This window comes from Kocuria oxytropis (assembly GCF_040981195.1).
Classification (GTDB): Bacteria; Actinomycetota; Actinomycetes; order Actinomycetales; family Micrococcaceae; genus Kocuria; species Kocuria oxytropis.
Genome location: NZ_JAVFXA010000005.1, coordinates 24,544 through 41,695 on the forward strand (window position 1 = coordinate 24,544; position 17,152 = coordinate 41,695).

The window sequence follows — 17,152 nt, forward strand, 5'->3', positions numbered from 1 at the left end:
AGGAGGACGGACCCGGCCGGGGATCATCCTCCGCGCCGGCAGTCCGCGATCGATTGATCCCCCGGGCACCGGGTGGAAGGGTGGGGTCATGACTGCTCCCCGGACCCCCGATCCCGCCGCGCCGACCCGGCGCGGTGTCCTGTTCGACGTCGACGGCACCCTCATCGACTCGAGCTACCTGCACACCGTCGCCTGGTGGCACGCCTTCAACCAGGCCGGTCACGACGTCCCCATGCACCGCATCCACCGGCTCATCGGTATGGGATCGGAGCAGCTGATCGACGAGCTGCTGCCCGCCGATCGGGACCGGGACGGGGACGACGCCATCGGCGCCGCCCACGGCGCCCTGTTCTCCGTGCACTGGCCGGGGCTCAAGGCCACCCGGGGCGCCGCGGAGCTGCTGCGCCGCTGCTCCGACGCCGGGCTCGTGGTGGTGCTGGCATCGTCGTCGAACGTCACCGAGGTGGCCGCCATGCGGGAGGCCCTCGGCTCGGACGACCTGCTGACCGCGGTCACGACCGCCACCGACGCCGAGCGCAGCAAGCCCCACCCGGACATCTTCGCCGCGGCGCTGGAGGCCGGGAACCTGCGCCCCGAGGACGCGATCGTGGTGGGGGACGCCCGCTGGGACGTCGAGTCCGCGTGGAAGCTCGGCCTCGACGCGGTGTGCGTGACGAGCGGCGGGATCAGCGAGTCCGAGCTGCGCGAGGCCGGTGCCGTGGCCGTCTACGCGGACCCGCAGGCCCTGCTGGACGACTTCGAGAACAGCCCCCTGGGCCGGCTCGCGCCCGCGCGCTGAACGACCCTCCTCGCCGCCCGGCCGGACGACGCCGTGCGCCACTCCTACGGAAGGATCCGCCATGACCGCCGACGACCGGCCCGTCCTCGTGTTCGACGTGAACGAGACCCTCTCGGACATGCGACCCCTGCACCACGCCTTCGAGGAGGTGGGCGTGCCGGGGGAGCTGGCGGCCACGTGGTTCGCCACCGTGCTGCGGGAGGGCTTCGCGCTGGCCGTGCACGGGGAGGCCCAGCCGTTCTCCGTGCTGGGGCAGGAGACGGCCCGCACGCTCTTCACGACCCACCCGCCCTCCCGGGACGTGGAGGACGCGGTGCGCCACGTCCTGGACGCCGTGCAGGGGCTGTCCCTGCACGCGGACGTCCCGGACGGGGTGCGCGCCCTGGCGGCGGCCGGGTTCCGGCTCACCGCCCTGACCAACGGTTCCGCGGCCACCGCCGAGGGCCTGCTCGAGCGCGGAGGGGTGCGGCAGCACTTCGAGCAGGTCTGCTCGGTCGAGGACGCGCCGTGCTGGAAGCCCGCGTCCGAGGCCTACGGCTGGGCGAGCGGGGTGTGGGGCGTGCCGCTGGAGCGGATGCTCATGATCGCCGTGCACCCCTGGGACCTGCACGGGGCGGCCCGGGCCGGGATGCGCACGGCCTGGATCGACCGGCACGGAGCGCCCTATCCGCAGTACGCGCGCACCCCGGACCTCAGGGTGTCCGGGGTGCGGGAGCTCGCCGCGCGGCTGGAGGCCGGCGGCGCGGAGGTCACCGGCTGAGCGCTCGGCTCACAGCTTGACGACCATCTTGCCGGTGTTGGCGCCGGCGAGCAGGTCGATGAACGCCTGCGGGGCGTCGTCGAGGCCCTCGCGCACGGTCTCGTCCCACCGGATCTCGCCGGCCGCCAGCCAGCCGGCCATCTTCTCGCGGAACTCGGGGCCGAGGTCCTGGTGACCGCTCACCAGGAAGCCCTGCAGGCTCAGCTGCTTGCCGATCGCCAGCGCCAGGTTCCGCGGTGCGGCCGGGGGCTCGGTCGCGTTGTACTGCGAGATGGCACCGCACAGGCACACGCGCCCGTGCGGGTTCAGCGCGGAGATCGCGGCCTCCAGGTGCTCGCCGCCCACGTTGTCGAAGTACACGTCGATACCCTCGGGCGCGGCGCGCCGCAGCTGGGGGAGCACCGGGCCGTCGTGGTAGTCGAAGGCGGCGTCGAAGCCGAGCTCCAGCAGGCGGGCGACCTTCTCCGGGGAGCCGGCGCTGCCCACCACGCGCGCGGCGCCGCTGAGCTTCGCGATCTGGCCCACCAGGGAACCCACGGCCCCGGCGGCGCCCGAGACGAACACGGTGTCCCCGGGCCGGAAGCGCGCCGCCGCCATGAGCCCGGCGTACGCGGTGAGGCCCGGCATGCCGAGCACGCCCAGGTAGGCGGACTCCGGCGCGGCCTCCGGGTCCACCAGGGTGGCGGACCCGGCGTCGACCACCGCGTGCTCGCGCCACCCGGCGCCGTGCAGCACCGTGGCGCCCACGGGCAGCCCGGGCACGGAGGAGGCGACGACCTCGCCCACGGCGCCGCCGTCGAGCGGGCGGTCCACCTGGAACGGCGGGACGTAGGACTTCACGTCGTTCATCCGGCCGCGCATGTACGGGTCCACGGACATCCAGCGGTTGGCGACCACGACCTGTCCGGGGCCGGGCTCGGGCAGCGGGGCCTCCTCGAGCCGGAAGTTCTCGGACGTCGGCGTGCCCTCGGGGCGTGAGGCGAGCACGACCTGGCGGGTGCTGGTGGGAAGGGTCATCGGTTCTCCTGAGGGGTGGACGGTCCGGTGCGGTGCGGTGCGGGCGGGGGAGCGGGATCAGTCGTCGGCGACGGTCACGCGGACGTCGACGTTGCCGCGGGTGGCGTTCGAGTACGGGCAGACCTGGTGGGCCTTGTCGGCCAGGGACCGGGCGGTGTCCTGGTCGAGGTCCGGGAGCACGACCTCCAGGTCGACCTCGAGGCCGAAGCCGCCCTGGCCGTTGCCGCCGATGCCCACGCGGGCGCCCACGCTGGAGTCGCCGAGCGTCACCTTCTCCTGCCGGGCGACCATCTGCAGGGCGGAGTGGAAGCACGCGGCGTAGCCGGCGGCGAAGAGCTGCTCCGGGTTGGCGCCGTCACCGGAGCCGCCCATCTCCTGGGGGACGGCCAGGTCCAGGTCGATGCGGCCGTCGGTGGTGCGGGTGCGGCCGTTGCGGCCGGAGCCGGTGGCGAGGGCCTCGGCGGTGTAGACGGTGTCCATGGTGCTCACTCCTGAGTGCTGGTGTGGGTGGTGGTGGGGTGGGTGGTGTCGGTGTTGTCCTTGCCGGCGGGGGCGCCGATCCTGCGGGCCAGCCGGTGCAGGGTCTCCATCTCCCCGGGGGTCAGTCCCGAGGACTCGAGGACCCGCCGCTGCACGGCCGGGGCGCGCTCGCGCAGCCGGCGGCCCTCGTCCGTGAGGTGGACGGTGACCCGCCGCTCGTCGTCGTGGCCGCGGCGGCGCTCGAGGAGGCCGCCGGTCTCCATGCGCTTGAGCAGCGGGGAGAGGGTGCCGCTGTCCAGGTGCAGGCGGGAGCCCAGCGCCGAGACGGTCGGGCCGTCCTCCTCCCACAGCGCGAGCAGCGCGAGGTACTGCGGGTAGGTCAGCCCGAGCTCCGCCAGCGGCTCGCGGTAGGCCGCGGTGGTGGCCCGGGAGGCGGCGTAGAGCGCGAAGCACAGCTGTGCGTCGAGCCGGAGATCTGCGTCCATGACCCCATGCTGGCAAGAAAGACAGTTGCGCACAACTCGGTTGTGCGCAACCAATGTGCGGAGCGGGTCAGCGGGTCGCCTCCTCCAGGTGCTCCAGGACGTGCCGGTAGGGGTGGCCGGTGGCCTCCGTCATGCCCTGCTCGCACGTGCGGTTGAGCGAGGCGTAGGCCGCGAAGCGGCGCCCGCCGACCTCCCGCGCCTCGTCGGCGGTGGCCGAGGCCGTGAACTCGGGGTGCAGCATGCCGCGGTCCCCGGCGTAGGCGCAGCAGCCCCAGGCCGCCGGCACCACCACGTCCGCGCTGATCGCCCGGGCCAGGGTCTCGAAGGCGCCCGTGATGCCCAGGTGCACGCTCGAGCACGTGGGGTGCAGCGCCATCGAGGCGATCGGCCGGCGCACGGTCAGGTGCCCCAGGACGCGGTCGGCCACGAACTCCACCGCGTCCACGAACCGCAGCGCGTGGTACTCGCTGGACGCCGCCGCGAGCTCGGCCATGGTCTCCAGGCCCTCGGTGCAGGACGCGGCGTCGCAGACGACCGGCAGCTCGCCCTGGCGGGTCGCCTCCCACAGCGCCGCCAGCGTCCGCTCGGACATCGTGGCGTAGCCCGAGGGCAGCCCCTTGGACTTCCACGGCGTCCCGCAGCACAGGGCGCCGATGCCCTCCGGGACCGTCACGTGCACCCCCGCGCGGTCGCACAGGGCCAGGAACGCCTGGGAGGCCGTCAGGGCCTCGCGGTCCCCGGCGCGCGCGGCCGTGCCGAACATCGTGTTGATGCACGCCGGGAAGAACACGGCCTCCGCCGCCGGGTCCTGCCGGCGCGGCCGGGGCGGCCCGCCGGCGGGCAGCTCGTCCTTGTACTGCGGGACGTGCTCGGCGCCCAGCACGGCCCGGGCCGCGGCGGTCGCGGTGGCCGGCAGCACGGTGGGCAGGGCCTTCGCGGCCGTCAGGCCGAGTCCCGCGCCCGTCGTCGTCGCCCCCCACGCCTTCGCCGCAGCACCCCAGCCGGCGTCCGCGACCCGGCTGTGGTCCTCGGCGCGCAGCCGGCGCACGAGGTCCCCCGTGTTGATCAGCACGGGGCAGGCCGTCACGCACATCCCGTCCACGGCGCACGTCTGCAGGCCCTCGTAGTCGTACTCGGCGCGCAGCCGGGCGGCGAGCTCCGCGTCCCCGCGTTCTTCGGCCGCCGCGATCTCCCGGCGGCCCACGATGCGCTGCCGGGGCGTGAGGGTGAGGTCCTTCGAGGGGCAGACCGGCTCGCAGTAGCCGCACTCCACGCACCGGTCCACCTCCTGCTCCACCGTGGGCGCGGTCTTGAGGTCCCGCACGTAGACCGTGGGGTCCTCGTTGAGCAGCACGCCCGGGTTCAGCAGGCCGCCCGGGTCCACGAGCCGCTTGAGGCGGACCATGACGTCGTAGAGCTCGTCACCGTACTGCCGGCGCACGAACGGGGCCATGTTGCGCCCCGTGCCGTGCTCGGCCTTGAGGGAGCCGTGGTGGGCGAGGACCAGGTCCACCATGTCCTCGGTGAAGCGCTCGTAGCGGGCCAGCAAATCCGGGCGGTCGAACTGCTCGTTGAGCATGAAGTGCACGTTGCCGTCTTTGGCGTGCCCGAAGATCACGGAGTCCCGGTAGCCGTGGGCGTCGAAGAGCCCGGTGAGCTGCTCGCACGTCTCGCCGAGCTCCGCCACGGGGACGACGACGTCCTCGAGCAGCGCGTTGGACCCGCTCGGCCGGGCCCCCGCCACGGTGGTGTAGAGGCCCTTGCGCACGGTCCACAGCGCGGCCCGGGCCGCGGGGTCGTCCGTGAGCGCCGGCGGCACCGTGAGGTCCAGGGTGCGGAACAGCGCGGCGGCGCCGGCCGAGAGCTCCTGCTCCTCCTCGCGGGTGCGGCCCTGGTACTCGACCAGCAGCGCCGCGTGGTCCTGGACCTCCACGTCGAGGATCTGCGCCGGGGCCAGGCCGGTGCGCTGGGAGACCCTCAGGGACGTGGCGTCCAGCAGCTCGACCGTGGCGGAGCGCGCCTCCACCAGGGCGGGGACGGTCCGGGTGGCCGCGGCCAGGTCCGGGAACACCAACAGCCCGGTGGCGGTGAAGGGCAGGATCTCCACCGTGCGGAAGACCGCCTCGGCCACGAAGCCCAGGGTGCCCTCGCTGCCGATCATCAGGTGCTCGAGGATCCGCGCCGGCTCGTCGTGGTCCAGGAACGAGTTGAGGCCGTAGCCCATGGTGTTCTTCATCGAGAACTGCCGCTGGACGGTGCGCACCGACGCCGGGTCGGACCGCACCCGGTCCCGCAGCCGCAGCAGGCCCTCGTGCAGACCGGGCTCGAGCTCCCGCAGCCGCCGGTCGGCGTCCGGGTCCGCGGTGTCCACCCGGGTCCCGGACGGCAGGACGAACACCAGGGACTCCAGCGTCCGGTAGGTGTTGGTCTCCGTGCCGCACGCCATGCCCGAGGAGTTGTTGGCCACCACGCCGCCGATCGTGCACGCGGCCTCGCTCGCCGGGTCCGGTCCCAGCCGGCGGCCGTACGGGGCCAGCCGGGCGTTGACCTGGCGCACCGTGGCCCCCGGCTGCACGCGGACCCGCCGGCCGCCGTCCAGCACCTCGACGTCCCGGAAGTTGCGGCGGACGTCCACCAGCACCTGGTCCGTCACGGACTGCCCGGACAGGGACGTCCCGCCGGCGCGGAAGGTCAGGCCCAGGCCGTGCCGGGCGACCGCCCGGAAGAGGTTGCCCATGTCCGCCGCCGAGCGCGGGCGCACCACCGCGGCGGGCTGCAGCAGGTAGTGCGAGGCGTCGTGGGCCAGGGCGCGGTGCTCGAGCTCCGAGGTCACCACGGCGTTGCGGCCGCACCAGGTCCGGAGGTCCTCCACCAGGGCCTCGGGGGCGGGGGAGCGGCGCGTGCTGGGGGCGGTCATGGTGTCTCCTCCGGAGGTCGGCGCAGCCGGTGTGGCCCACGACACAGTGTAGGCAACGACCCCCCGCCCCGGCACCGGCCCCTCCGGCCGTCCCCGTCCTGCGCCGCCCGGCCCCGGCCTCCTCTCCGGCTCCGCCCGGCCGCGGCTTCCTCTCCGGCTCCGCCCGGACGCCCGCTCCGGCCGGTTCCGGAGCGGCGCGGGGGATTGTGGGAGAGGCCGATCTGGGAGAGGCTCGGGCCACGGGCCCGACAGCCCGTGCCCCGACATCCGGAGGAGACCACCATGGATCCCAACTGCCCGTCCTGCGGCGGAGCCCTGCGCCAGATCCCCGAGGACCAGTGGCCCGAGGGAGGCCCCGTGCCCGAGGGCACGGTCGAGATGTACCTGTGCGAGCGGACCAACCACCGGATCATCGTGGCGGTCCCCGAGATCTCCGGGTGAGCGGCCCCGGGCCGGACGTCCGCAGGGTCGTGGTGGTGCACGGCTACGACGCCGCCCCGGACCGGCACTGGTTCCCGTGGCTGCGGGAGCGCCTCGAGGCCGAGGGCGTGCCCACGGACGTCGTGGAGCTCCCGGAGCCGTCCCGTCCCGAGGCCGGCGCGTGGCGGGCGGCCGTGGCGCGGGCGGTGGGCGAGCCGGACGAGCACACCCACCTCGTGGGCCACAGCCTCGGCTGCCTCACCCTGCTGCGCCACCTGGCCGGCCTGCCCGGTCCCTGGACGCTGGGCGGGCTCGTGCTCGTGGCCGGCTTCACCGGGCCGCTCGAGGGCCTGCCGCAGCTGGACCGGTTCCTGGCCGAGGACGTGGACGTCTCCGCGGTGCGCGCGAACACGCGGCGCCGGCTGGTGCTGCGCTCCGACGACGACCCGACCGTCCCCGCCTCCGCCACCGAGGCGCTCGCGGCGCGGCTGGAGGCCCCGGTGCAGGTGGTGCCCGGCGCCGGGCACTTCTGCGGCTCCGACGGCGTCACCCGGCTTCCCGAGGTGCTCGAGGCCCTGCGGCCGCGCGGCGGCGGCCCGCTCAGTCGGTGAGCGTCAGCAGCACGGCCTCCGGCGGGCAGAACAGCCGGATCGGCGCGAAGCGGGACGTCCCCAGGCCCGCCGAGACGTTGACCGGCACCCCGCCCTGGGTGATGAGACCCTTGCAGCGCTCCGGCTCGAGGTCGCAGTTGCTGACCAGCGCCCGCCCGCCCGGCAGGCAGACCTGCCCGCCGTGGGTGTGCCCCGCCAGCACGAGCTGCGCGCCGTCCGCGGCGAAGCGGTCCAGGGTGCGCAGGTACGGGGCGTGGGCCACGCCCAGGCGCAGGTCCGCCGTGGCCGGGTCGCCGAAGCCGGGGTGCCGGTCGTAGCCCAGGTGCGGGTCGTCCACCCCGGAGAGGTCCAGGGTCAGGCCCGCGACCTCCATCCGGGCGGCGCGGTTGATCAGCGGCGTCCAGCCGGCGGCGTCGAACGCGTCGTGCATGTCCTGGGTGGGCAGCCGGGGGGCCTCGTCCCGGCCCTCCCCGGAGGTGTCCCGCCACAGGTAGCGGAACGGGTTCTTCGGCCGCGGCGCGAAGTAGCAGTTGGACCCCGGGACGTAGGCCCCGGGCAGGCGCAGCAGGGGCTCCAGGATTTCCAGCAGCCAGGGCAGGGCCTCGGGGTGGGACAGGTTGTCCCCGGTGTCCACCACGAGGTCCGGCTCCAGCGCCGCGAGCGAGTGCACGAACTCCCGGACCGACCGCTGGCCGGGCCAGACGTGCAGGTCGGACAGGTGCAGGATCCGCAGCGGCGCGCTGCCCCCGGGCAGCAGCCGGAGCCGCTCCGTGCGCAGCTGGAAGCGGCGGCGCTCGACGACGACGCCCCAGGCGCCGAGGCCCGCCGCCGCGCCGGCGGCGGCGGCCGTCACGGCGGCGGCGGTGCGCAGGGCGGGCGCGACGGCGGGCGGAGGGGTGGGTGCGCTGGGCATCCGGGCGGCCGGGATCAGCCGGGCTCGGAGGTGCCGTTGCGGCCCTCGAGCACGTCGTCGTCGGGCTCCTCGAACTCGTCCGTGTCGTAGTCCCGGGCCACGTCGCGCATGAACCGCTGCCACTGGGCGCCGGCGTAGGTGGAGCCGTCCACCCAGTCGTCGCCGGTGGTGCGCTCCCCGCCGATGGACAGCCCGTTGAGGGAGCGGGAGCCGAACTCGTAGTTGCCCACCCAGGACGCCGTGGCCAGACCCTTGGTGTAGCCCACCATCCAGGTCTGGGTCGAGTTGTCCGTGGTGCCCGTCTTGGCCGCGGACGCGCCCGGCAGCCCGATCTCCCGCTGCCAGCCGGAGCCGCGGATCAGGGTCTGGTTGAGCGCGAAGTTCACGCCGTCGGCCACGTCCTCGCTGATGACGCGCTCGCAGGACGTCTCGGGGATGTCGTACTCCTTGCCCGTGTAGTCCACGACCCGCTCGAGGGCCCGCGGCTCGCACATCACGCCGCGGTTGGCGAAGGCGGAGTAGGCCCGGGCCATGGTCATGGGCGAGATGTCCACGGACCCGCCCAGGAGGGACGAGAGGACCGTGGTGTCCACCGGCTCGCCGTTCTTGCCGTTGACGATGCCCAGCGACTCGGAGATCTCCCCGATGTCGCACAGGTCGAGGTCCTCGGCCATCGCGTAGATCGCGGTGTTGATCGAGTTGTACAGGCCGAAGTCGGCCTCCATCTCCCGGGTGTAGCCGGACTCGGCGTTCTGGATCTCGAACCCGTCGTTGTTCCGGCCGGGCTCGATCTTGTACCCGCGCTCGAGGCAGGACGCCTTCCACCGGTAGTCGGCGGGCCACTTCGTCTGGGAGGCGTCGATCTCGTCCTCGGCGCCGTTGCCGGCGTCGAGCCACGCGGCGTAGGTCAGCGGCTTGTAGGTCGAGCCGACCTGGAACCCGCCGGCCCCGCCCATCCAGGAGTCCACGTTGAAGTTGTACGTGGTGTTGGAGTCGCCCTCGGCGGTGGAGTAGTAGGTGTTCTGCGCCATCGCCACGATGTCCCCGTTGGAGGGCTCGAGGGAGACCAGCGCGGTGGAGACGTTGTCCGGGTTGTCGTCCCGGGGCTGCGTCTCGTTGACGGACTCCTGGGCCGCTCGCTGGGCCTCGATGTCGAGCGTGGTGGTGATCGTAAGGCCCCCCAGCTGCAGCGTCTTGAGCCGCTCCTCGGGGGTCTCGCCGAACGCCGAGTCCTGGAGGATGGAGTTCTCCACGTAGTCGCAGAAGTACGGCGCGATCTCCGCGGCCGTGCACCCGGAGTTCGTGGGGTGCAGGTCCACCTCGATCGGCTCCGCGGCGGCGGCCGCGTGCTCCTCCGGGGTGATCGCGCCGGTGGTGAGCATCGTGTCCAGCACGATGTTGCGCCGCTCGGTGGCGGCCTCCGGGTTCGCGGCGGGGTCGTAGTAGTTCGGGGACTGCACCATCCCGGCCAGCACGGCGGCCTGCGAGATGCTCAGGTCGGACGCGGGGATGCCCCAGTAGTACTGGGCGGCCGCCTCCACGCCGTAGTTCTGCCCGCCGAAGAGCACCATGTTCAGGTAGCCCTCGAGGATCTCGTCCTTGCTCAGCTCCTGCTCCATGGACAGCGCGAGCTTGATCTCCTTGATCTTGTCCGTGTAGCCCTTGTCGGCGCCGATGGTGGTGGCCTCCTCGCCGGCCCGGACCTGGGAGTCGATGAGCAGGTTGTTCACATACTGCTGGGTGATGGTCGAGGCGCCCTGGCGGGCGTCCGGATGGATGATGTTGTTGCCCAGGGCGCGCAGGATGCCGCCGAGGTCCACTCCGCCGTGCTCGTAGAAGTCGCGGTCCTCGATCGCGAGGATCGCGGCCTCCATGTGCGGGGAGATCTCGTCCAGGCCCACGGGAGTGCGGTTCTGCGCGTAGAAGGTGGCGATCTCGGTCCCGTCCCGGGCCACCACGGTGGAGGCGCGCGACATCGGCCCGGCCTCCATCTGGGCCGGGAGGTCCTTGAACCACCCGATCGAGGCGTTCGCGGCGAGGCCCGTGGCGGCTGCGGGGGGGACCAGGAGACCGGCGGCGACGATGCCGGCAACGATGCTCGTGGCGACGAACGCCACGATGTTGCCCAGAGCCGACGGTGCCTGCGCGGCAGGGTTCTTGCGGGAAGCCATTCGGACAGTCTACAAGCGTGAACCTGACCGTCGCCGGTGTGCCACCCGTCACCGCGGAGCGCGTCCCGGCGTTCGTGGCTACGCTGGGGCCATGACTACCTGGGAATACGCCACCGTGCCGCTCATGATCCACGCGACCAAGCAGATCCTCGACAACTGGGGCGACGACGGGTGGGAGCTCGTCACCGTGCTGCCCGGCTCCACCCCCGCCGACGTCCCGGCGGGCAACGTGAACGCGCCCGTGCAGACCAACCCCATCGCCTACTTCAAGCGTCCCAAGGGCTGACGGCCGGCTGCCGCCCCGAGAACTCCGGAGGATCTCCATGCACAACGGCTCCGCCGTCGAATCCCGCCTGGCCGAGCTCGGTCTCGAGCTCCCGGCCGTCGCGGCGCCCGTGGCCGCCTACGTCCCCGCCGTGGTCACCGGCTCGTGGGTGCACACCTCGGGCCAGCTGCCCTTCGTGGACGGGCAGCTGCCCGCCACCGGGAAGGTGTCCGCGTCCGGGACCGCGGGCACCGTCTCCCCCGAGACCGCCCACGAGCTCGCCGCCCGGGCCGCCCTCAACGCCGTGGCCGCGCTCAAGGAGGCCGTCGGGGACCTGGACCGGGTGGTCCGGGTCGTCAAGGTCGTCGGCTTCGTCGCCTCCGACCCCGGGTTCACCGGTCAGCCCGGTGTCGTCAACGGCGCCTCCAAGCTGCTGGGCCGGATCTTCGGGGACGCGGGCGTGCACGCCCGCTCGGCGGTGGGCGTCGCGGTCCTGCCGCTCGACGCACCGGTCGAGGTGGAGCTCGTTGCCGAGTTCCGCTGATCCGCCCGTCCCGTCCTCCCGGGCGGACCGCCGGCCGGCCGTGCGCTGGTTCGAGATCCCCGAGAGCCAGCGCGAGGCCGCGCAGGCGTGGATCGAGCGCGGCGCCGGCATCCCCGGCAGCGCCCCCTCGCCCGCCGCCGCCGTGGTGTTCGTCCGGGACGGGGAGCACGGGGTGGAGACCTACCTCGCCTACCGGCCGGGCAACTCCCCGCTCGGCACCGTCGGTTTCCCCGGCGGCACTCTCGAGGCCCACGACGACGACCCCCTGGACTGGGCCGGGCCCAGCCCCTCGGACTGGGCCCGCCGGCTCGGCACCGAGGGCGACCTGGGCCGTGCCCGGCGCGCCGTGGTCGCCGCGGTCCGCAAGGCCTTCGAGGAGGCCGGGGTGCTGCTGGCGGGGGCGGACGGCATGAGCACCGTCGAATCCGTGGAGGGCGCCGAGTGGATGCGCTCCCGGGAGGCCCTCGCCCTGGGGGACGTCTCGCTCGCCCAGGTGCTGGGCCGGCGCCGCCTCGTGCTGCGCTCGGACCTGCTCAAGCCCCTCGCGCACTGGATCACCTCCGACTTCGCCCACCGCCGCTACGACATCCACTACTTCACGGCGGTGGTCCCCGACGGGCAGGTGCCGTCCGTGCTGGAGTCCAAGGGCGTCTGGGGCCGGTGGGTGGACGCCGCCCAGGCGGTCGCGGACCCGGAGGGCAGCTGGCTCGGGGACCTCGTGGGCCGGGAGGACACCGTGGGCCGCACGGTCGACGACCTCTCCTCCCCAGGCGTGCAGTGCGTGCTCGAGTCCGTGGCCGAGTGCTCCTCGGCGATCTCCTTCCTCGCACGGAAGCGGGCCGTGGTGGCCCGCAACCCGGTGCTGGAGGTCGTCGACGGGCGGCCCGTGCTGCGCCTCGACCTCACCTGACTCGACCTCACCTGAGCCCACCGCCGCGCCCGGCCGCGGAGACGGCGACGGCCCGGTCACCCGTGCGGGTGACCGGGCCGTCGCCGGTGGGCGGGACTCAGCGGCTGCGCTGCTTGAGCCGCTGCAGGTCCAGGATCACCACGGCGCGCGCCTCGAGCCGGATCCAGCCGCGCTGGACGAACTCGGCCAGCGCCTTGTTGACCGTCTCGCGGGAGGCGCCGACGAGCTGCGCCAGCTCCTCCTGGGTCAGCTCGTGCGCCACGAGGATGCCGTCCGTGGCGGGCCGGCCGAAGCGGTCGGCCAGGTCCAGCAGGGCCTTGGCCACGCGGCCGGGCACGTCGGAGAAGACCAGGTCCGCGAGGCTCTCGTTGGTGCGCCGCAGCCGGCGGGCCAGGGCCTGCAGCAGCTGCGCGGAGACGTCCGGGGAGCGCTCGATGACCTTCTTGAGGTTCTCGTGCTTGAGCCCCGCCAGGCGGGTCTCGGACACGGCGGTCGCGGACGTGGACCGCGGGCTCGGGTCGAACAGCGCCATCTCGCCGAACAGCTCGCCCGGGCCCATGATCGCCACGAGGCTCTCCCGGCCGTCCGGGGCGGTGCGGCCCAGCTTGATCTTGCCCGAGATGATGAAGTAGAGCTGGTCACCCGGGTCGCCCTCGTGGAACAGCGTGGAGCCGCGCGAGAGGTCGACCTCGGTGAGCTCCTCGGTGAGGGCGGCGAACGCCTGATCGTCCAGGGACGCGAACAGGGGAGCGCGGCGGAGGACGTCGATATCCATGGTTCTCCTCAAGAAGTGCCGCCGCCGGGCAGGGGCCCGCGGCGGCCGATGTCAGCGGGAGCCGCCCGCACCGGTGTGTGAGCGACCTAACGTACCTGACGTTCACTGTAGTGTCTCCGGCGCGCGTTTCCCAAGGACGGGCGTGGCGGGCCGGGGCGGGGCGACAGGAAGGCTCCACGGATCTCACAGCCGCGCTCCCTATGCTGGGGGCTCGCACCCGGCTCCCGGCCCCACAGAGAACTCGCAGAGGAACCCGATGTCCCCGTCCTTCAACCTGCTCGACGTCCTGCTGGCCGTCGTGCTGCTGGGCTACCTCTTCTACGGGTTCAGCCGCGGCTTCTTCAACTCCCTGTTCTCCCTGGCCGGGCTCGTGCTCGGCGGCGTGGCGGCGTTCTCGGCCGCCCCCTGGGTCAGCGCGCAGGTGGAGGCGCAGTACCGGGTGGGCGCCGTGCTCGTCACGGTGATCGTCCTGCTGGTGGCGGGGCAGATGCTGGGCGGACTGCTCGGGCGGGCCCTGTCCGCCGTGACCGAGCGGATGCGCCTGGGCGCGCTCAACCGGATCGCCGGGGCGGCCCTGGACGTGGCCGTCGCCGCGCTCGTGCTCTCGCTGCTCGGCTCGCTCGTCGGCCAGCTCGGGATCCCCTCCCTGTCCCAGCAGGTGGCGTCCTCCACGGTGCTGCGCACCATCGACGAGCACACCCCCGGGCCCGTGCGCGAGGCGGTGACCGAGGCCCGGGATGCCGTGGGCGGGGCCACCGGCATCCGCCAGCTGGACGCCCTGCTCTTCCCCGCGCAGGAGGCCCCGGACGAGAGCGTGGACACCCCGGCACTGCAGGAGGCGGGCCGCTCCGTGGTGCAGGTGTACGGGATGGCGGTGGAGTGCCGGCAGAACCAGACCGGCTCGGGCTTCGTGACCGCCGCCGGGCAGGTGGTGACCAACGCGCACGTGGTCGCCGGGGTGGGCGAACCGGTCGTGCAGACCCAGGACGGCCAGGTGCACTCCGCCGCCGTGGTGCACTACGACCCGGCCGCCGACCTCGCCGTCCTCTCCGTGCCGTCCCTGCCGCTGGACCCCCTGGCGCTCGGGGAGGACCCCGCGGCCGGGGACCTGGTCGCCTTCATGGGATACCCCCTGGGCGGGCCGTTCGCCGCGGGGTCCGCCACCGTGCAGGGCACGGCGCTCGCGCCCGTGCAGGGCACCGGCGGGACCATGGAGATCATCCAGCTGGCGGGGCAGGTCCAGCAGGGCAACTCCGGCGGCCCGCTGGTGGCGCAGGACGGCACCGTCGTCGGCGTGGTCTTCGCCAAGGCCCTCGAGGGGCAGGTCGGCTACGCCCTGACCCTGGACGAGCTGCGCGGCGCGCTCGAGGCCACCGGCGGCAGCACGCAGGCCGTGGGGTCCGGCTCCTGCGCGGCCTGAGGGGCTGGCTGGCCGGCTAGCCTCCGAGGGTCCGCAGCAGGTGCTCGACGGCCATCTCGTAGCCGAAGGCGCCGGCCCCGGCGATGACCACGTCCGCCTGCAGGGACACGTAGGAGGTGTGCCGGAAGGACTCCCTCCGGTGCACGTTGGACAGGTGCACCTCGACCACGGGCAGCTCCGCGGCCTCGAGCGCGTCGTGGATCGCGATCGAGTAGTGGGTGAACGCCGCGGGGTTGATGATGATCGCCGCGCCCGCGGTGCGGGCCTCCTGGATCCGGTCGACCAGCACGCCCTCGTGGTTGGACTGGTGGAACTCGACGTCCCGGCCGCCCGCGGCGGCGCGGGCGCGCACGGCCTCCTCGATGTCGGCGAGCGTCGTGGTGCCGTACACCTCCGGGCGGCGCGTGCCGAGCAGGTTCAGGTTGGGGCCGTTGAGGACGTAGATCGGTCTGCGCGTGGTCGTCATGCCCGCATCCTCTCACTCCGGCGCGCGACGGTCCGGGAACGGTCCCCGGACGCCGCAGCGCCCCCTCGCGCGGCAGGGGCGAGGGGGCGCTGCGGAGCGGTGGGCGCGGACTACCTGGCCAGCGAGTCCACGATCTGCTGCATCACCGTCTGGTCGGCGAGGGTCGAGACGTCGCCGACCTCGCGGTCCTCCGCCACGTCCTTGAGCAGCCGGCGCATGATCTTCCCGGACCGGGTCTTGGGCAGCTCGGGCACGATGAGCACCTTCTTGGGCTTGGCGATCGGGGAGATCTCCTTGCCCACGTGGGCGCGCATCTCCTCGGCCAGCTCGGCCTTGTCCCGGTCCTCCGCCGCGGCGTGGTCGGAGAGGATCACGAAGGCGATCACGGCCTGCCCGGTGGTCTCGTCGGTGGCGCCCACGACCGCGGCCTCCGCCACGGACGGGTGGGACACCAGGGCGGACTCGATCTCCGGGGTGGAGAGCCGGTGGCCGGAGACGTTCATGACGTCGTCGACACGGCCGAGGATCCACACGTCGCCGTCGGCGTCGCGCTTGGCGCCGTCGCCGGCGAAGTACATGTCGCCGAAGCGGGACCAGTACGTGTCCACGTAGCGGTCGTCGTCGCCCCAGATGGTGCGCAGCATCGACGGCCACGGCTCGCGCAGCACGAGGAAGCCGGAGGTCTCGTTCGGCACCGGCTGCCCGTTGTCGTCCACGACGTCGACCTTGATCCCGGGCATGGGCACCTGGGCGGAGCCCGGCTTGGCGACCGTGACGCCCGGCAGCTGGGAGATCATGATGGCGCCGGTCTCGGTCTGCCACCAGGTGTCGACGATCGGGCAGCGGCCGCCGCCGATGACCCGGTGGAACCAGGTCCACGCCTCCGGGTTGATGGCCTCGCCCACGGTGCCGAGCACCCGCAGGGACGAGAGGTCGTACTCGGCCGGGATCTCCTCGCCCCACTTCATCATCGTGCGGATCGCGGTGGGGGAGGTGTACATGATCGAGACCTGGTACTTCTGCACGATCTCCCAGAACCGGCCGCGGTGCGGGGAGTCCGGCGTGCCCTCGTAGATCACCTGGGTGGAGCCGTTGACCAGGGGCGCGTAGGCCACGTAGGAGTGGCCGGTGACCCACCCGACGTCGGCGGTGCACCAGTAGACGTCGGTCTCCGGCTTGAGGTCGAACACGTACTTGTGCGTGAACGCGCCCTGGGTGAGGTAGCCGCCCGTGGTGTGCATGATGCCCTTGGGCTTGCCGGTGGTCCCGGAGGTGTAGAGGATGAACAGCGGGTCCTCGGCGCCCTGCTCGGACGGGGTGTGCTCCGTGGAGGCGGACCCGACGGCCTCGTGCCACCACACGTCCCGGCCCTCGGTCATCTCGATGTCGGACTCGTTGCGGCGGACCACGAGCACGTGCTCCACGGAGGAGCCGCCGCGGGACAGGGCGTCGTCCACGGCCGGCTTGAGCATGGACGGCTTGCCGCGGCGGAAGGTGCCGTCCGCGGTGACCACGAGCTTCGCCTCGCCGTCCTCCACGCGCGAGAGCAGCGCGTCCGCGGAGAACCCGCCGAAGACCACGGAGTGGATCGCGCCGATGCGCGCGCACGCCAGCATCGCGATGACGGCCTCGGCGATCATCGGCAGGTACAGGGCCACGCGGTCGCCCTTGACCACGCCCAGGGCCTCCATGGCGTTGGCGGCCCGGGAGACCTCGTCCTTGAGCTCGGCGTAGGTGTAGCTGCGGCTGTCGCCGGGCTCGCCCTCGAAGTGGATGGCCACCCGGTCCCCGTTGCCGGCCTCCACGTGCCGGTCCACGGCGTTGTAGCAGGCGTTGAGGGTGCCGTCCTGGAACCACTTCGCGAACGGGGGGTTGGTCCAGTCCAGGACCTCGGTGAACTCCTTGTCCCAGCTCAGCAGCTCGCGCGCCTGGCGGCCCCAGAAGTCGACGCCCTCCTCCTCCGCCTGCCGGTACAGCTCCTCGGTGGCGTTGGCCTGCGCCGCGAACTCGGGGTTCGGGGCGAAGGTCTTGGTCTCGACAGGCGTGGTCTCCGAAGCCATGTGGTCTTCCCTTCTCGTGGCACGCCGCGCACGGGCCCCCGGAACACCGGACGTCCGTGTCGCGGCTCACATAGTGTCGTTGTCACCCTAGACGATCGGTGCACCCGGTTCCACAGAGGCCGCGCCGCGCCGGGTCACG

The 17,152-nt window shown here is 73.3% G+C and carries 17 protein-coding genes; 8 read left to right on the forward strand and 9 right to left on the reverse strand.

All coding sequences use genetic code 11. The annotated features are described in order from the left end of the window. Positions 1–88: 88 nt before the first annotated feature. Together QYM41_RS06615 and QYM41_RS06620 are read left to right on the forward strand one after the other, a co-directional pair. Complete coding sequence (locus QYM41_RS06615; RefSeq protein WP_368798958.1) at positions 89–799, forward strand: HAD family hydrolase; 711 nt, start codon at positions 89–91, stop codon at positions 797–799. Positions 800–860: 61 nt separating this feature from the next. Continuing rightward, on the forward strand, positions 861–1,559 hold the full coding sequence (locus QYM41_RS06620) for a haloacid dehalogenase type II (RefSeq protein WP_368798959.1): 699 nt from the start codon (positions 861–863) through the stop codon (positions 1,557–1,559). 9 nt (positions 1,560–1,568) lie between these two features. Here QYM41_RS06620 and QYM41_RS06625 read toward each other — a convergent pair whose 3' ends face one another. The 4 genes from QYM41_RS06625 to QYM41_RS06640 form a co-directional block, all read right to left on the reverse strand. Then, the gene (locus tag QYM41_RS06625) at positions 1,569–2,576 is read right to left on the reverse strand and encodes an NADP-dependent oxidoreductase (protein ID WP_368798960.1); all 1,008 of its coding nucleotides are present in this window, start codon (positions 2,574–2,576) and stop codon (positions 1,569–1,571) included. A gap of 57 nt (positions 2,577–2,633) precedes the next feature. After that, a complete protein-coding gene (locus tag QYM41_RS06630; protein WP_368798961.1) occupies positions 2,634–3,056 on the reverse strand; it encodes an organic hydroperoxide resistance protein in 423 nt (140 codons plus the stop codon). A 5-nt stretch (positions 3,057–3,061) separates the two neighbouring features. Further along, entirely contained in the window at positions 3,062–3,541 is a 480-nt protein-coding gene (locus tag QYM41_RS06635) for a MarR family winged helix-turn-helix transcriptional regulator (protein WP_368798962.1), read from the reverse strand. A gap of 67 nt (positions 3,542–3,608) precedes the next feature. After that, entirely contained in the window at positions 3,609–6,458 is a 2,850-nt protein-coding gene (locus QYM41_RS06640) for an FAD-binding and (Fe-S)-binding domain-containing protein (RefSeq protein ID WP_368798963.1), read from the reverse strand. Positions 6,459–6,740: 282 nt separating this feature from the next. Between QYM41_RS06640 and QYM41_RS06645 the strand changes: the two genes are divergently transcribed. Both QYM41_RS06645 and QYM41_RS06650 read left to right on the forward strand, forming a co-directional pair. Next, positions 6,741–6,899, forward strand: a complete 159-nt coding sequence (locus QYM41_RS06645) for a hypothetical protein (protein WP_368798964.1) — start codon at positions 6,741–6,743, stop codon at positions 6,897–6,899. Continuing rightward, positions 6,896–7,489 (forward strand): RBBP9/YdeN family alpha/beta hydrolase, encoded by a 594-nt coding sequence (locus QYM41_RS06650; RefSeq protein WP_368798965.1) that lies wholly within the window; start codon positions 6,896–6,898, stop codon positions 7,487–7,489. Before QYM41_RS06645 ends, QYM41_RS06650 begins: the two co-directional genes overlap by 4 nt. On the opposite strand, the gene QYM41_RS06655 is transcribed toward QYM41_RS06650, so the two are convergent. Together QYM41_RS06655 and QYM41_RS06660 are read right to left on the reverse strand one after the other, a co-directional pair. Further along, positions 7,479–8,402, reverse strand: a complete 924-nt coding sequence (locus QYM41_RS06655; RefSeq protein ID WP_368798966.1) for a metallophosphoesterase — start codon at positions 8,400–8,402, stop codon at positions 7,479–7,481. The genes QYM41_RS06650 and QYM41_RS06655 overlap by 11 nt on opposite strands. A gap of 14 nt (positions 8,403–8,416) precedes the next feature. Then, entirely contained in the window at positions 8,417–10,573 is a 2,157-nt protein-coding gene (locus QYM41_RS06660) for a transglycosylase domain-containing protein (protein WP_368798967.1), read from the reverse strand. 91 nt (positions 10,574–10,664) lie between these two features. Here QYM41_RS06660 and QYM41_RS06665 point away from each other — a divergent pair, with 91 nt between their 5' ends. Genes QYM41_RS06665 through QYM41_RS06675 form a run of 3 tightly spaced genes read left to right on the forward strand, consistent with a single transcriptional unit; the run spans position 10,665 to position 12,292 of the window. Next, entirely contained in the window at positions 10,665–10,859 is a 195-nt protein-coding gene (locus tag QYM41_RS06665) for a DUF4177 domain-containing protein (protein ID WP_031282517.1), read from the forward strand. A 37-nt stretch (positions 10,860–10,896) separates the two neighbouring features. Next, entirely contained in the window at positions 10,897–11,382 is a 486-nt protein-coding gene (locus tag QYM41_RS06670; protein WP_368798968.1) for a RidA family protein, read from the forward strand. Continuing rightward, complete coding sequence (locus QYM41_RS06675; RefSeq protein WP_368798969.1) at positions 11,366–12,292, forward strand: NUDIX hydrolase; 927 nt, start codon at positions 11,366–11,368, stop codon at positions 12,290–12,292. Before QYM41_RS06670 ends, QYM41_RS06675 begins: the two co-directional genes overlap by 17 nt. A gap of 97 nt (positions 12,293–12,389) precedes the next feature. On the opposite strand, the gene QYM41_RS06680 is transcribed toward QYM41_RS06675, so the two are convergent. Then, on the reverse strand, positions 12,390–13,067 hold the full coding sequence (locus QYM41_RS06680) for a Crp/Fnr family transcriptional regulator (RefSeq protein ID WP_017832519.1): 678 nt from the start codon (positions 13,065–13,067) through the stop codon (positions 12,390–12,392). A 256-nt stretch (positions 13,068–13,323) separates the two neighbouring features. On the opposite strand from QYM41_RS06680, the gene QYM41_RS06685 reads away from it, so the two are divergent. Beyond that, entirely contained in the window at positions 13,324–14,487 is a 1,164-nt protein-coding gene (locus QYM41_RS06685) for a MarP family serine protease (RefSeq protein WP_368798970.1), read from the forward strand. Positions 14,488–14,503: 16 nt separating this feature from the next. Here the strand turns inward: QYM41_RS06685 and aroQ are convergent, their stop codons facing one another. Both aroQ and acs read right to left on the reverse strand, forming a co-directional pair. After that, positions 14,504–14,953: a type II 3-dehydroquinate dehydratase gene (aroQ, locus tag QYM41_RS06690; RefSeq protein WP_368798971.1), complete on the reverse strand. Its 450-nt coding sequence runs from the start codon at positions 14,951–14,953 to the stop codon at positions 14,504–14,506. Between the two features lie 110 nt (positions 14,954–15,063). Continuing rightward, on the reverse strand, positions 15,064–17,013 hold the full coding sequence (acs, locus tag QYM41_RS06695; RefSeq protein WP_368798972.1) for an acetate--CoA ligase: 1,950 nt from the start codon (positions 17,011–17,013) through the stop codon (positions 15,064–15,066). Between the last annotated feature and the right edge of the window lie 139 nt (positions 17,014–17,152).

Bases quoted from the DNA above. Each gene is read 5' to 3' on its own strand.
- QYM41_RS06635 (WP_368798962.1), bottom strand. From the start codon at position 3,541: ATGGACGCAGATCTCCGGCTCGACGCACAGCTGTGCTTCGCGCTCTAC.
- QYM41_RS06660 (WP_368798967.1), bottom strand. From the start codon at position 10,573: ATGGCTTCCCGCAAGAACCCTGCCGCGCAGGCACCGTCGGCTCTGGGC.
- acs (WP_368798972.1), bottom strand. From the start codon at position 17,013: ATGGCTTCGGAGACCACGCCTGTCGAGACCAAGACCTTCGCCCCGAAC.
- QYM41_RS06645 (WP_368798964.1), top strand. From the start codon at position 6,741: ATGGATCCCAACTGCCCGTCCTGCGGCGGAGCCCTGCGCCAGATCCCC.
- QYM41_RS06615 (WP_368798958.1), top strand. From the start codon at position 89: ATGACTGCTCCCCGGACCCCCGATCCCGCCGCGCCGACCCGGCGCGGT.
- QYM41_RS06680 (WP_017832519.1), bottom strand. From the start codon at position 13,067: ATGGATATCGACGTCCTCCGCCGCGCTCCCCTGTTCGCGTCCCTGGAC.
- aroQ (WP_368798971.1), bottom strand. From the start codon at position 14,953: ATGACGACCACGCGCAGACCGATCTACGTCCTCAACGGCCCCAACCTG.
- QYM41_RS06665 (WP_031282517.1), top strand. From the start codon at position 10,665: ATGACTACCTGGGAATACGCCACCGTGCCGCTCATGATCCACGCGACC.
- QYM41_RS06685 (WP_368798970.1), top strand. From the start codon at position 13,324: ATGTCCCCGTCCTTCAACCTGCTCGACGTCCTGCTGGCCGTCGTGCTG.
- QYM41_RS06640 (WP_368798963.1), bottom strand. From the start codon at position 6,458: ATGACCGCCCCCAGCACGCGCCGCTCCCCCGCCCCCGAGGCCCTGGTG.
- QYM41_RS06620 (WP_368798959.1), top strand. From the start codon at position 861: ATGACCGCCGACGACCGGCCCGTCCTCGTGTTCGACGTGAACGAGACC.
- QYM41_RS06630 (WP_368798961.1), bottom strand. From the start codon at position 3,056: ATGGACACCGTCTACACCGCCGAGGCCCTCGCCACCGGCTCCGGCCGC.
- QYM41_RS06655 (WP_368798966.1), bottom strand. From the start codon at position 8,402: ATGCCCAGCGCACCCACCCCTCCGCCCGCCGTCGCGCCCGCCCTGCGC.
- QYM41_RS06625 (WP_368798960.1), bottom strand. From the start codon at position 2,576: ATGACCCTTCCCACCAGCACCCGCCAGGTCGTGCTCGCCTCACGCCCC.
- QYM41_RS06670 (WP_368798968.1), top strand. From the start codon at position 10,897: ATGCACAACGGCTCCGCCGTCGAATCCCGCCTGGCCGAGCTCGGTCTC.